14 protein-coding genes and 1 tRNA gene are annotated in these 13,214 nt (G+C 66.5%); 12 read left to right on the plus strand and 3 right to left on the minus strand.

The annotated features are described in order from the left end of the window. Nucleotides 1-10 precede the first annotated feature (10 nt). Nucleotides 11-100 (minus strand) — tRNA-Ser (locus AC1RJ5_RS01375). Between the two features lie 128 nt (nucleotides 101-228). Here AC1RJ5_RS01375 and AC1RJ5_RS01380 point away from each other — a divergent pair. The 6 genes from AC1RJ5_RS01380 (at nucleotide 229) to AC1RJ5_RS01405 (ending at nucleotide 5,510) form a co-directional block, all read left to right on the plus strand. After that, nucleotides 229-1,254 carry a lytic murein transglycosylase gene (locus AC1RJ5_RS01380; protein ID WP_269575422.1) on the plus strand — a complete coding sequence of 342 codons (1,026 nt, stop codon included), beginning with the start codon at nucleotides 229-231 and terminating at the stop codon, nucleotides 1,252-1,254. Further along, nucleotides 1,238-2,341 carry an SPOR domain-containing protein gene (locus tag AC1RJ5_RS01385; RefSeq protein WP_493111299.1) on the plus strand — a complete coding sequence of 368 codons (1,104 nt, stop codon included), beginning with the start codon at nucleotides 1,238-1,240 and terminating at the stop codon, nucleotides 2,339-2,341. Before AC1RJ5_RS01380 ends, AC1RJ5_RS01385 begins: the two co-directional genes overlap by 17 nt. Before the next feature lie 17 nt (nucleotides 2,342-2,358). Further along, the gene (locus tag AC1RJ5_RS01390; RefSeq protein WP_269575420.1) at nucleotides 2,359-3,528 is read left to right on the plus strand and encodes a D-alanyl-D-alanine carboxypeptidase family protein; all 1,170 of its coding nucleotides are present in this window, start codon (nucleotides 2,359-2,361) and stop codon (nucleotides 3,526-3,528) included. A 169-nt stretch (nucleotides 3,529-3,697) separates the two neighbouring features. Further along, nucleotides 3,698-4,675, plus strand: a complete 978-nt coding sequence (locus AC1RJ5_RS01395; protein ID WP_269575419.1) for a DNA polymerase III delta subunit-related protein — start codon at nucleotides 3,698-3,700, stop codon at nucleotides 4,673-4,675. Between the two features lie 51 nt (nucleotides 4,676-4,726). Beyond that, nucleotides 4,727-5,047 (plus strand): hypothetical protein, encoded by a 321-nt coding sequence (locus AC1RJ5_RS01400; RefSeq protein ID WP_269575418.1) that lies wholly within the window; start codon nucleotides 4,727-4,729, stop codon nucleotides 5,045-5,047. A gap of 166 nt (nucleotides 5,048-5,213) precedes the next feature. Beyond that, nucleotides 5,214-5,510: a GIY-YIG nuclease family protein gene (locus AC1RJ5_RS01405; protein WP_493111302.1), complete on the plus strand. Its 297-nt coding sequence runs from the start codon at nucleotides 5,214-5,216 to the stop codon at nucleotides 5,508-5,510. A 166-nt stretch (nucleotides 5,511-5,676) separates the two neighbouring features. On the opposite strand, the gene AC1RJ5_RS01410 is transcribed toward AC1RJ5_RS01405, so the two are convergent. Continuing rightward, complete coding sequence (locus tag AC1RJ5_RS01410) at nucleotides 5,677-6,312, minus strand: hypothetical protein (RefSeq protein WP_493111304.1); 636 nt, start codon at nucleotides 6,310-6,312, stop codon at nucleotides 5,677-5,679. A 360-nt stretch (nucleotides 6,313-6,672) separates the two neighbouring features. On the opposite strand from AC1RJ5_RS01410, the gene metG reads away from it, so the two are divergent. From metG to AC1RJ5_RS01440, 6 genes are all read left to right on the plus strand, one after another. Next, a complete protein-coding gene (metG, locus tag AC1RJ5_RS01415; RefSeq protein WP_493111306.1) occupies nucleotides 6,673-8,172 on the plus strand; it encodes a methionine--tRNA ligase in 1,500 nt (499 codons plus the stop codon). Then, the gene (locus AC1RJ5_RS01420) at nucleotides 8,169-8,948 is read left to right on the plus strand and encodes a TatD family hydrolase (protein ID WP_493111308.1); all 780 of its coding nucleotides are present in this window, start codon (nucleotides 8,169-8,171) and stop codon (nucleotides 8,946-8,948) included. The genes metG and AC1RJ5_RS01420 overlap by 4 nt, the downstream gene beginning before the upstream one ends. Next, the gene (locus AC1RJ5_RS01425) at nucleotides 8,945-9,712 is read left to right on the plus strand and encodes an MBL fold metallo-hydrolase (RefSeq protein WP_493111310.1); all 768 of its coding nucleotides are present in this window, start codon (nucleotides 8,945-8,947) and stop codon (nucleotides 9,710-9,712) included. Before AC1RJ5_RS01420 ends, AC1RJ5_RS01425 begins: the two co-directional genes overlap by 4 nt. Then, on the plus strand, nucleotides 9,709-10,353 hold the full coding sequence (locus AC1RJ5_RS01430) for a retropepsin-like aspartic protease family protein (RefSeq protein ID WP_269575412.1): 645 nt from the start codon (nucleotides 9,709-9,711) through the stop codon (nucleotides 10,351-10,353). The genes AC1RJ5_RS01425 and AC1RJ5_RS01430 overlap by 4 nt, the downstream gene beginning before the upstream one ends. A 233-nt stretch (nucleotides 10,354-10,586) precedes the next feature. Beyond that, nucleotides 10,587-11,351: a nucleoside triphosphate pyrophosphohydrolase gene (gene mazG / locus AC1RJ5_RS01435; RefSeq protein ID WP_493111312.1), complete on the plus strand. Its 765-nt coding sequence runs from the start codon at nucleotides 10,587-10,589 to the stop codon at nucleotides 11,349-11,351. A gap of 9 nt (nucleotides 11,352-11,360) precedes the next feature. Continuing rightward, entirely contained in the window at nucleotides 11,361-11,906 is a 546-nt protein-coding gene (locus AC1RJ5_RS01440) for a hypothetical protein (RefSeq protein ID WP_493111314.1), read from the plus strand. A gap of 12 nt (nucleotides 11,907-11,918) precedes the next feature. On the opposite strand, the gene hflX is transcribed toward AC1RJ5_RS01440, so the two are convergent. After that, nucleotides 11,919-13,211, minus strand: coding sequence for a GTPase HflX (gene hflX / locus AC1RJ5_RS01445; protein ID WP_493111316.1), 1,293 nt, complete (start codon nucleotides 13,209-13,211; stop codon nucleotides 11,919-11,921). Nucleotides 13,212-13,214 lie beyond the last annotated feature (3 nt).

Here is a 13,214-nt window from a genome sequence, read left to right on the forward strand (position 1 = left end):
TTGAAGAATATGGCGGAAAGGGTGGGATTCGAACCCACGGTGCGCTTCCACGCACGGCGGTTTTCAAGACCGCTGCCTTAAACCACTCGGCCACCTTTCCGCGTTGCGACTCGCGCTATCCGGATTGGCGACGATCCGCCACAATTTGTTGACGAAAACCGCCGCTGGGGGGTTCAGGATCGAGTCTCGCTGTGGCACAAAAGGCGCATGCGGGGATCGAGTGGTGTGATGCGTAGCCTGTTGGCGCTGGGTGTTGCCGTGATCGCGGCGGCGCCCGTCGGTGCGCCCGCGATCGCGCAGGATGAAAGTGGCTTCCAGACCTATCTGGGCGAGCTGTCGCGCCAGGCGGCGGCGCAGGGCGTGAGCCGGCGGACGATCGACCTGGTGATCCCGACGCTCACTTATAACGCCCGGGTGGTGCAGCTCGACCGGCAGCAGCCCGAGACCGCGCCCAATGCGCCGATCTCGAACTTCGAGCCCTATCGCCGCAGCCATGTCGATGCCGCGCGGATCGGGCAAGGGCGGGCGGCCTATCAGCGCCAGCGCCCGCGCCTGCAGCGGATCGAGGCGGAGACCGGGGTTCCGGAATCGGTCATGGTCGCGATCTGGGGGCATGAGACCAATTACGGGCGGGTGATGGGCAATTTCGACCTGCCCCGAGCGCTTGCCAGCCTCGCCTATGAGGGGCGCCGGCGCGACCTGTTCGCCGGCGAGTTCATCGCCACGCTCAAGATGATCGACCGCGGGGTGCCGCGCGAGAAGCTGATCGGCAGCTGGGCGGGGGCGTTCGGCGGCCCGCAGTTCCTGCCCTCGGTCTATCTCCGCCTGGCGCGCGACGGCGACGGCGACGGCATGGCCGATATCTGGACGAGCGAGGCGGACACGCTGACCTCGATCGCCAATTATTTCGTCAATGCCGGCTGGCGCAAGGGTCAGCCCTGGGGCTTCGCGGTGAGCGTGCCGGCCAGTCTCGACCGCGCCGCGATCGCCAACAGGACCGTCGCGCCGCGCTGCCCGCGCGTGTTCGACCGGCACAGCCGCTGGAAGACGATGGCGGAGTGGCGCGCGCTCGGCGTGGTGCCGCAGACCCGTGCCTGGCCGGCCGACAATGTCCAGGCGACTTTGCTCGAGCCGGACGGCCCGGGGAAGACCGGCTACCTGCTCACCGGCAATTATCGCGTCATCCTCGACTATAATTGCTCGAATTTTTACGCTTTGTCGGTAGGCCTGCTCGCCGATGAGGTCGAACGCTAGCATCTTCGCGCTCACGCTCACGGTTGTCGCCGTAGCCCCGAGCCACGCCCACGCCCTGCAGCAGCGGGGTTCCGTCGCCGCGCAAGCCTATGGCGGCGCGCAGGACGCCCAGTCGGGCGAGACCTGGCGCGCGGCCGACGGCACGCTGCGCTCGCGCCCCGCGCCGGCCCGGCCGGCCGCGCCGGAGCCCGAGCCCCAGCCGCAATGGAGCGAGCCCGCCCCGCAGGCGAGCACCCCCGGCGCGTCCTATGCCGTGCCCGGCGCCCGGTCCGCGCCGGCGCAGCGCCAGCCGCAATACCAGCCCCCGGTCCAGCAGCAGCAGGCGCCCGCCGACTATGCCGACCCCACCGCCGGCGCTCAGGGCCCGAGCGGCTCGTCGCAGCCCGCCCCGGGCGAGACGCCGCGCTATGACGAGATCGGCTATGCCGGCGTCCGCCCGGTCAGCGGCTCGGCCGACCAGGCCGTGGTCGCCGTCCACCGCGCGCTGCCCGCCAACTCCTATGTCGAGGTCACCTCGCTCGACACCGGCAAGACGATCCTGGTGCTCGTCACCGGCACCGATCCCGGCGCCGACCACCCGATCGACCTCTCCGCCGGCGCCGCCCGCCTGCTCGGCGCCAGTGGCGACACGATCGGCGTCCGCCTGCGCAGCGTGAACCCGCCCGCGATGGACAAGGCCGCGCTCCAGGCCGGCCGCCCCGCCGGCGACCGCGCCGACGCGCCCCAGGTGCTGCTCACCGCGCTGCGCAAGCGCCTGCCGAACCGCCCGAGCTACGCGGCGGCACCGAGCTACGCGCCGCCCGCCTACACCCCGCCGCGCACCGCCGCGCCGCGCCCGGCCCCCGCACGCACCGCCCCGCCGCCGGCCCGGCCCGCCGCGAATGGCAGGTTTATCGTCCAGGTCGCCGCACTTTCTAACGCCCAGCGCGCACAAGCGCTTGCCCAAAGCCTTGGTGGGTTCGTAAAGCCGGGTGGCGGGCTCCATCGCGTCCAGCTCGGTCCCTTCGCCACGGCGGGCGAGGCCGAAGCGGCACGGCGGCGCGCCGCGGGCGCGGGCTATGGAGATGCACGCGTCCAAGCCAACTGAAAGGCCGGACGAATCACATGAAGAAGTTGCTGCTCGCCGCATCGTTCCTGGCGCTTGCCGCCGCCCAGTCGACGAACGCCGCCGGCCCGCCGCCTTTCGACACCCCGGCGCCCGTCGCCTATATGGAGGACCTGTCCTCGGGGGCGGTGCTCTATGCCAAGGATGCCGACCGGCGCATGCCGCCGGCATCGATGGCCAAGATGATGACGGTCTATGTCGCGTTCGACCTGATCAAGAAGGGCGAGCTCAAGCTCGACAAGCAGATCGAGGTGCAGCCCGAGACCTGGAGGAAGTGGCATAGCCAGGGCTCGACCATGTTCCTCGCGGTGGGCGAAAAGCCGACCGTGTCCGACCTGCTCAAGGGCATCGTCACGCTGTCGGGCAACGACGCCTGCGTCGTCCTCGCCGAGGGCATCTCCGGCAGCGAGGAAGCCTTTGTCCAGCGGATGAACGAGGCGGCGAAGAAGCTCGGCCTCACCAACAGCCATTTCGGCACGTCGAACGGCTGGCCGGACGAGGGCCGCACCTATGTCACCGCGCGCGACCTCGCGCACCTCGCCAAGGCGACGATCCAGGACCATCCGGACCTCTACAAGCAGTTCTACTCGCTCCCCAGCTTCACCTGGGGCAAGACGCTCGGCGCCGGTGCCGACATCAGCCAGTCCAACCGCGATCCGCTGCTCGGCCGCGTCCAGGGCGCCGACGGCCTCAAGACCGGCCACACCGATGAGGCCGGCTATGGCTTCACCGGCTCGGCCGAGCAGAATGGCCGCCGCCTCGTCATGGTCGTCGCCGGGCTCACCACCTACAATGGCCGCGCCGATGAATCGGTGAAGTTCATGAACTGGGGCTTCCGCGCCTGGCAGGCCAAGGCACTGGTCAAGAAGGGCCGCAAGGTCGGCGAGGTCCAGGTCCAGGGCGGCACCTCGGGCAGCGTCGGCGTGGTCGCCCCGCGCGACCTGAGCGCCACCGTTCCGGCAGGCACCGCGCCCGAGATGCAGGGCCGCATCGTCTATAACGGCCCGGTCCCGGCCGGCTTCAAGGCAGGCGACCATATCGCCGACCTGATCATCGACTCGCCCGGCCTGCCGTCGCAGACCGTGCCGCTGGTCGCCGAGAAGGACGTCGCCGAAGCCGGGTTCTTCGGCCGCGCCTGGCGCGGCTTCTGGTCGCTGTTCGGAGCCTGAGACGGAACTCCCCTCCCTGAAAGGGAGGGGTAGGGGGTGGGTTGCGCCCCCGGCCTTCCGGGGGCGCCCAGCTACCGGCCTGTGAGAAGAGAAAAGGCCGGGCATCGAGCCCGACCTTTTCCAACCCACCCCTTGCCCCTCCCTTGCAGGGAGGGGAATAAGAGAAGCCATGCCCCTGATCGGCAACGACTCCGCCCGCGAGGCACTCGCCGCCGCCATGCATGGCGGAAACCTGCACCATGCCTGGCTGATCGCCGGGCCCGAGGGGGTGGGGAAGGGCATGTTCGCCCGCCAGGCGGCGCTACGTTTGCTCGCCGAGGCGGCCGGGCGCGATCATCTCGCCCCCGGCTGGGACGTGCCCGCCGAAAGCCAGACCGTCCACCTGGTCGATGCGGGCGCGCATCCGGACTATCGCGAGCTGGTCCGCCTGCCCAAGGATCCGGACAAGCCCGATGAGGCGCTGGCCCGCTCGATCACGATCGCCCAGGTCCGCTCGCTCCAGCCGCTGTTCGCGACCAAGCCGAGCTTCTCCTCGCGCCGGGTCATCGTGATCGATGCGATCGACGATCTCGAGCGCGGCGGCGCCAATGCGCTGCTCAAGAATCTCGAGGAGCCGCCGGCCGGTACCATCTTCCTGCTGGTCAGCCACGCCCCCGGCCGGCTGCTGCCGACGATCCGCTCGCGCTGCCGGCTGCTCCGCTTCGAGGCGCTGCCCGATGCCGATGTGACCGAGGTGCTGCACCAGCAGCTGCCCGACGCGACCGGCAGCGAGATCGCGGCGCTGGTCAGGGCGGGCGAGGGCTCGCCGGGCCGCGCGCTGGGCTTTGCCGGTCTCGATATCGCCGCGCTGGAAAGCGATATGGCGGCCCTGGTCGAAACCGGCGACCCTTCCAACCAGGTTCGCGCCCGTCTCGCCAAGCTGCTCGGCACCAAGGCCGCGCAGCCACGCTACGAGGCCTTTCTCGAGCGCGCGCCCAGCTTCATTGCCGAGCGCGCCAGGCTGCTGTCGGGCGACGAGCTGCGCACCGCGCTCGACGCCTATGGCGCCGCCCGCGAGCTTGGCGGCGCCGCGACCGGCCTGTCGCTCGATGCCGCGGGCACGGTGTTCGAGATGAGCGGTATCCTCGCCCGGCTCGGCCGCGCTTAACCCGGCCTTAGCCATAAGCGGTTATTCCGCCCCCGAAACAGGGGAGATATCATGACCGCGATCACCGGCATTTCCGGCATCGGCGCCGGCACCACGACGCAGGCCGCCGAGACCAACGGCTCCAGCGACCTCAATTTCGACGCGATCCTGGAGGCGTTCAAGAAAGCCGCCAGCGAAACCCCGGAACAGCGCGCCCGCGACGCGGTGCTCAAGAAGCACGATCTCTCCGAGGAGGACTACAAGAAGCTCCCGCCCAAGGAGAAGGAAGCGATCGACAAGGAAATCGCCGAGGCGGTGCGCAAGGTCCACGAACGCAAGACCGGCGTCGCAATGCCCGACTCCCCGGTCCCGACGGAAAAGCTGTTCGGGTAATCGGTATCGCCAATACCCTGAACGGTTCCCCGGCGAAGGCCGGGGCCCAGGGTTTCTCTGCCGTGTCGCTTGTGACCCTGGGCCCCGGCCTTCGCCGGGGAACTGCCATGGCTCTTGCCATATCACATTGTTCCGTATATGTTCCATTCATATCCGGAGGCCGCCGATGGAAAAGCACGGCTTCGTCTACATCATGGCGAGCGGCCGCAACGGTACCCTGTATATCGGTGTGACCAGCGACCTGCCCAAGCGCGCCTGGGAACATCGCACCGGCGCGGTCGAGGGCTTCACCAGGAAGCATGGCTGCACGCTGCTCGTCTGGTACCGGGCCTATGAAGATCTCGACGCCGCAAAGCTGCACGAACGCCAGATGAAGGAATGGAAACGGGCCTGGAAGCTCGATCTGATCGAGACGACAAACCCGCGCTGGCACGATCTCGCCGCTGATTTGGGGCCGATGTAATGCCCTGATGGCTCCCCGGCGCCCATGTTCCCCGGCGAAGGCCGGGGCCCAGGGTTTCTCTGCCGTGTCGCTTTGTTACCCTGGGCCCCGGCGTTCGCCGGGGAGCAGCAGGTCGCGCTAAGCGCCATCCAGTCCCAACCCATCCCGTGGACCAGACCAGAACCCCCTATTTCTCCCCCCAGCCCAGCAGTTCGTTGGGATCGGGCGTATCCTCCATCCAAACCACCTTGCTCGGCTTCTTGCTCTTCTTCTCGAGGATCGGGTCATAGGCGGCATTGCCGCCCTTCTTGTTGAGCTTCATCTCGCGGTTGATGTAGTCGCCGGTGAGCAGGTTCCAGCTGATCTCCGCGCCGTCATGGGCATAGGTGCGGCTGTAGAGCGTCGCGTCGATCCCGATCAGCCGCATGCGCGGCTTGGGGCCGGGGACCAGCCGGTAGCGATAGACCGCGTTCACCGCGGTGGTGCCGCCGGTCAGGTCGGTGATCTTGAGCACGCCCTTGGCGATGCTGACCTCGGCGGCGCCGAGCGGATAGCTGTCGAGCTTGAGCGTGCCCACCGGCGTCAGGTCGATGTCGAACTCGCCCTTGTGGAGCAGCAGCACCTTCAGCGTGCGCGTATCGTCGCCCCGGCCGATCAGCACCGTATCGGGCTGGCCGTCGCCGTTCAGGTCGCCATTGGTGCGGCTCTCCACTTCCTCGTCCTTTTCGAGGAAGCTCTTGATCGCCTCGTCGTTGATCGGTGAAGCCGTCTGCGCCGCCGCCGGTGTGGCGATCAGCAGTGCCGCGAGTGCCCAGATCCGCATGGGTTCGTCTCCCTGTTCGTTCGCATTGATACTCTCTTTCGTCATCCCCGCGAAGGCGGGGATCCAGGGTTTCTCTGCCGGACCGCTCTTGGTTGTCATCGCCTCCCCGGTGAACTCCTGGAACAAGGAAGGGAAAACGTCGAACCACTCCCCAGCTGATCCCCGGCGAAGGCCGGGGCCCAGTCGCAGCGAAGCCGGTGAGGCGGGAAACCCTCGCGACCCAAACCTCTCCACCGTCCCGGGCCATCGAGAGACCTCGGCAACTGAGCCCCGGCCTTCGCCAGGGGACTGGACGGGGAGGGGCTAAAACCAACCCATAGCCGGGGTGACGCAGCGAAACGGATCGCCTAAAGGGCCGCAATGGCCGACCCCTTCTACATCACCACCGCGATCCACTATCCCAATGGCCGCCCGCATATCGGGCATGCCTATGAGATGATCGCCGCCGACGCGATCGCCCGCTTCCAGCGCCAGCAGGGCCGTGACGTCTTCTTCCAGACCGGCACCGACGAGCATGGCCTCAAGATGGTCAAGACGGCGCGCGACCGCGACATGACCGCGCGCGAGTTGGCGGACGAAATGTCGAGCTATTTCAGTGAAATGGCCGATAAGCTTGATATTTCGTGCGATCGCTTCATCCGCACCTCCGAGGCCGATCACTACAAGGCCAGCCAGGCGATCTGGCAGGCGATGGCCGATGCCGGCGATCTGTACCTCGATCGCTACGAGGGCTGGTATTCGGTGCGCGACGAAGCGTTCTACGAGGAGAAGGAACTGGTCGAGGGGGAAGGGGGCGTGAAGCTCTCGCCCCAGGGCACGCCGGTCGAGTGGACCGCCGAGGAGACCTGGTTCTTCAAGCTCTCCAAGTACGAGAAGCCGCTGCTCGACTTCTACGCCGCCAACCCGGACTTCATCCGTCCGGAATCGCGCCGCAACGAGATCCTGCGCTTCGTCGAGGGCGGGCTCGCCGATCTCTCCGTGAGCCGCACCAGCTTCGACTGGGGCGTGCCGGTGCCGGGTTCGCCCGGCCATGTAATGTATGTCTGGGTCGATGCGCTGACCAACTACCTGACCGGCGCGGGCTATCCCGACGACCAGGCGCGCCTGGCGAAATACTGGCCGGCGGATATCCACCTGATCGGCAAGGACATCGTCCGCTTCCACACCGTCTACTGGCCCGCCTTCCTGATGTCGGCGAAGATCGCGCTGCCCAAGCAGGTCTTCGGCCACGGCTTCCTGCTCAACCGCGGGGAGAAGATGTCCAAGTCGGTCGGCAATGTCGTCGATCCGATGGCGCTGGCCGATTATTACGGCGTCGACGCGCTGCGCTATTTCCTGCTGCGCGATGTCAGCTTCGGCAATGACGGCACGTTCAGCGACGAGGCGATCGTCACCCGGGCGAACGCCGATCTGTCGAACAGCTTCGGCAATCTCGCCCAGCGCACGCTCGCCTTCATCGCCAAGAATTGCGAGGGGCATGTCGAGACCGGGCGCGTGGAAGAGGCGGACGGCGTGCTGATCGCCGAGGTCGAGAATGCCTGTGGCGGGTTCATCCGCGCGTTCGAAGATCTGGCGCTGAGCCAGGGCGTCGAGCTGTGGATGGCCGGGGTGTTCGCCTGCAACGCCTATATCGATGCCCAGGCGCCCTGGGGCCTGCGCAAGACCGATCCCGAGCGGATGCATGCGGTGCTGAACACGCTGCTGCGCGCGATCCGGCGTCTTGCCGTCACGATCGCGCCGGTGGTGCCGGGTTCGGCCGAGAAGCTGCTCGCGCAGCTCGGGCCGGAAGGGGATGCGGACTTCCGGATCGCGCCGCCGACCCCGATCTTCCCGCGTCTGGAACTCAAGGAAGAAGCGTGAACCTCGCCGACAGTCACTGCCATCTGATCTACAAGGGGCTGGGCGAGCAGCAGCCCGAGGTGCTGGCGCGTGCGCGTGCCGCCGGCGTCGCGGCGATGCTCAATATCTCGACGCGCGAACGCGAATGGGACGAGGTGATCGCGGTCGCCGAGCGCGAGCCCGATGTCTGGGCCTCGGTCGGCATCCATCCGCATGAGGCGGACGAGCATCCCGATGTCGGTGCGGCGAAGCTGATCGAGAAGGCGCGGCATCCGCGCGTGGTCGGCATCGGCGAGACCGGGCTCGATTATTATTACGATCACAGCGACCGCGATCGCCAGCGGGCGAGTTTCCGCGCGCATATCGCGGCGTCGCGCGAGACCCAGTTGCCCTTGATCGTCCACACCCGCGATGCCGAGGCGGATACCGCCGAGATCCTGCGCGACGAGATGGGGAAGGGGGCCTTTCCCGGCGTCATCCACTGCTTCACCGCGAGCCGGGAATTTTCGGAGATCGCGCTTGATCTGGGCTTCTATATCTCCATTTCGGGGATCGTGACCTTCAAGAACGCGAAGGATCTGCAGGATACCGCGGCGCAGCTGCCGCTGGACCGGCTGCTGATCGAGACCGACGCGCCGTTCCTGGCGCCGGTGCCGCATCGCGGGAAGACCGGCGAACCGGCCTTTGTCGCGGACACCTGCCGCTTTCTTGCGGGGCTGCGCGGAGAGAGCTTCGAATCCCTCGCCTTGGCCACCCAGGCCAATTTTCACGCGCTGTTCGCCAAGACCCGCGCATGAAACTCCGGATCCTGGGCTGCGGAACCTCCTCCGGCGTGCCAAGGATCGGAAACGACTGGGGCGATTGCGATCCGCTCGAGCCCAGGAACCGGCGGACCAGAGCCTCGGTCCTGGTCTCGACGGAAACGACCCGGATCCTGGTCGATACCAGCCCCGATTTCCGCGAGCAGGCCCTCGCGGCCGGGTTCAGCGACCTCGATGCGGTCATCTGGACCCACGACCACGCCGATCACTGCCACGGCATCGACGACCTCCGCCAGATCATGCACGCAAGGAACGGCGAGCCGGTGCGGGGCCTGGCGAGGCCCTTCACGCTCGAGCAACTCGACCTGCGCTTCTCCTACGCCTTTCACGGCCGCGCGCTTTACCGGCCGACGATCGCGATCGAGCCGCTGCCCGATACAATCACGATCGGCGATATCCACATCCGTGTAGTCGATCAGCCGCACGGCGGCATAACCTCAGCCGGGCTACGCTTCGACGCTAATGGAAGATCAATAGCTTATGCTATAGATTTCAACGAAATGACGATGAATATGCGTAGTCTGTATCAGGATCTGGATCTGTGGGTGGTCGATTGCCTCCGCCGCGAACCGCATCCTACGCACGCGCATCTGGGCGAGGTGCTGCAATGGGTGAGGGACCTCCAGCCGCGCCGGACCCTGTTGTCGCACATGGACAATTCGATGGATTATGCCACGCTCGTCGCGACGCTGCCCGAGGGCGTGGCGCCGGGATTTGACGGCATGGAGGTCGTGCTGTGACCGATGATCGCATCATCCAGCTGATCTTGCTGCTCGGCGCGCTGATGCTGGCGCTCCGGGCGCTGTCGGCGCAGCGGATCAGCCTGCGCGGGTTGCTCCAGACGGTGCTGCTCTGGGGCATCATCGGCGTAACGATGGTGATCGTGCTCTATCATCGCCAGGAACTGGGCGGCCTGTTGGCTCGTGCGTCCGAAAAGCTCGGCTATGAGCAGCAGAGCGTCGTTGGCGATACGGTGCGCATCAAGATGAGCCCGGACGGGCATTTCTGGGCGCGCGTGCAGATCAATGGCGTTGAGCGACGCATGCTGGTCGACAGCGGTGCCACGATCACCGCAATCTCGCGCGACACGGCCGAGGCCGCCGACGTCAAACCCGCATTGGCACCACCTGTGCTCATCGAGACAGCCAATGGCACCGTCCAGGCGCAGTCGGCGCGCGCCGAGGAAGTCGCGATCGGGCCGCTTTCGACGCAAGACCTGCCACTGGTGGTGGGCGAGAGCTTTGGCGACCTCGACGTGCTCGGCATGAACTTCCTGTCGCGGCTGAAGTCGTGGCGCGTCGAGGATCGCACGCTGATCCTCGAGCCGCGCAAGCAAACCGAAGCCCAGCTGGTTATCCCGCGTTCGCGAGACCGGGAATAGGTCGAGGGGCCAGATCGCACCCGCAGAACTGCTTCTTATTTTACATAATGTATATTATCGATCTAACGTGAAGCGCGTTCCGGACTTCTCTCCGAGGCCCCCTGGCGCTGTTTTCCGGCGGTTTTTGCCCAATGTGCCCAATGAGAATGCCGCGCCCCTGGCGCGATCGACCCTGAGCCTTTCCTTCGCGTGATCGCCTGCCTAGGGTCGCGGAGCATTTCCTGGAGGCCCAATTGACCAACCCTGCTCCCGCTATCGACCGCCTTGTCGCCATCATGGCGCGGTTGCGCGACCCGAAGACGGGCTGCGAATGGGATACGGTCCAGACCTTCGCCACGATCGCGCCCTATACGATCGAGGAAGCCTATGAAGTTGCCGATGCGATCGAGCGCGGCGACATGGCGGATCTGAAGGACGAGCTTGGTGACCTGTTGCTCCAGGTCGTGTTCCACAGCCGCATGGCCGAGGAAGCCGGCGACTTCGTCCTGGCCGATGTCGCCAACGCGATCAGCGACAAGATGGAGCGCCGTCACCCGCATATCTTCCTGGGCGCGGCCGAGGGCGGCCATCACCTTTGGGAACAAATCAAGGCCGCGGAGCGGGGCGAAAAGGGCCATGAAAGCGCGCTGGACGGTGTGGCGATCGGCCTCCCCGCCCTGCTCCGCGCCGAAAAGCTCCAGAAGCGCGCCGCCCGCACTGGCTTCGACTGGCCAGACCCCAGTGGCGCCCGCGCCAAGATCGACGAGGAACTGGCCGAGGTGGAAGCGGCCACCACGCCGGCGGAGGTCGAGGAGGAAGTTGGCGACCTGCTGTTGTCGGTGGTCAACTGGGCGCGCAAGCTTGGCGTCGATCCCGAGGCTGCGCTGCGCAGGGCGAATGCGAAATTCGAGAAGCGTTTCAAGGCTATGGAAGCCGAAGCTGGGGATGCTTTCCAGAGCCTGGACTTGGATGCCAAGGAAGAACTCTGGCAAGCAGTTAAGCAGGCTTCCCGAATCTAGGAGGATTATATGGCTGCCGTGCCGTTCCTGGATCAGAATCTGACCTCGGAGGAACGGGCAGAGTGTTATCTTGCAATAGGCCAGTTCCTAGTTCTGCAGACGAGCTTGGAGCTTGCCACTAGCTCCTTCATTATTGCTTGGATGAACGCTACAGGTACCCCTTTCATCCACCAATTGTTTGGTATCATCGATGCCGGAAACAAGAAGCGGATGCTTGATGTCATCGTAGGGCGCTTGAAGGAGAATCCCAACGCCCCCGAGGAACTTAAGGCCGCAAAGACCCTGTCGGCGACCCTGGGCAAGCACCTCGAAGTGCGAAACGTGCTGGCGCATGGACTCCCGCACAAAGACAATGGCCGGATTTTGATGGCCACGTTGAGCCCGGCCGCAGCCTTCAAGGTTACGTCCGGCATCGACAAGTGGGTCTATCTCGATGAGCTGCCGAGCCTGCTCACCGAGCACGCGGAAGCCTACAAACACGCACAACACCTACAAGCCTGGATCGCTGTCGGCCACGCTTTCAACGCTGCACAGCGCGCTGCTTCAGGTGAGTGATCGTCCAGACTTTTAAGTCGAACGCGTCAGGAACCGCTCATAATCCCGCGGTGCCATGCGCACCTCGTAGACTGCTTGATCGCCGTCCATCCCCTGCTCGATCACTTCGCCATGCTGGTGCAGCCAGGCAGCGGCGGCGCCGTCGGCGGGGTCGAGGTGGAGAGTGTAGCGACGGTGGCCTTCGGTGAGGCGGGCGGCGACCGCGGTGATGAGGGCGTCTACCCCTTCCCCGGTCACGGCCGAGACCGGCATCACGTCCTCGCGCTTCGCGGCCTCGGCGAGCAGCGCCTCACGGTGCTCGTCGTCGAGCAGATCGAGCTTGTTCCAGGCTTCGAAGCGCGGCGTGGCCTCCGCGACGCCGATATCGGCGAGCACGGCCTCGACATCGTCCTTCTGCGCTTCGCTGTCCGGATGCGCGATATCGCGGACATGGATCAGGAGGTCGGCCGAGACCACCTCTTCCAGCGTCGCCTTGAAGGCGGCGACGAGCTGGGTCGGCAGTTCGGAGACGAAACCCACCGTGTCCGAGAGGATCGCCTTGTCGATGCCGGGCAGCGAAATCTGTCGCAGGGTCGGATCGAGCGTGGCGAAGAGGAGGTTCTCCGCCATGACGTCACTTCCGGTCAGGCGATTGAAAAGCGTCGACTTTCCGGCGTTGGTATAGCCCACCAGCGCAATCACCGGCCAGGGTGCGCGCTGGCGGCGGTCGCGGTGGAGCGTGCGGGTGCGGCTGACCGAATCCAGCTCGCGGCGCAGGCGCGCCATGCGGTCGCGGATCAACCGGCGGTCGGCCTCGATCTGGGTTTCGCCCGGGCCGCCAAGGAAGCCGAAGCCGCCGCGCTGGCGCTCGAGGTGGGTCCAGCTGCGGACGAGACGCCCGGCCTGATAATCGAGGTGCGCGAGCTCGACCTGGAGCCGGCCCTCGGCGGTGCGTGCGCGCTCGCCGAAAATCTCGAGGATCAGGCCGGTACGGTCGATCACCTTGCAGCCGAGCCCGGTTTCGAGGTTGCGCTGCTGGACGGGCGTGAGGCTCGCGTCGAACACGGCGAGCGTCAGTTCGCTGTCACGGACCGTCTCGGCCAGGGCTTCCACCTGGCCCGAGCCGATCAGCGTGCCGGGCTTGGGCGCGCGGATGCGCAAGGCTACCCGCTCGACCACCTCGACGCCGATCGCGGCGGCAAGGCCGGCAGTTTCCTCCAGACGCGCATCCGCATCACGCGAGCTGCCGCCGAGGTCCGGATAGACCACGGCCGCTCTCGCGCCCCGGGTGAATTCATCGGGGTCGCGCTCGAAACCGGTGCTCATACG

This window comes from Sphingomonas sp. GW822-FHT03G08 (assembly GCF_058801135.1).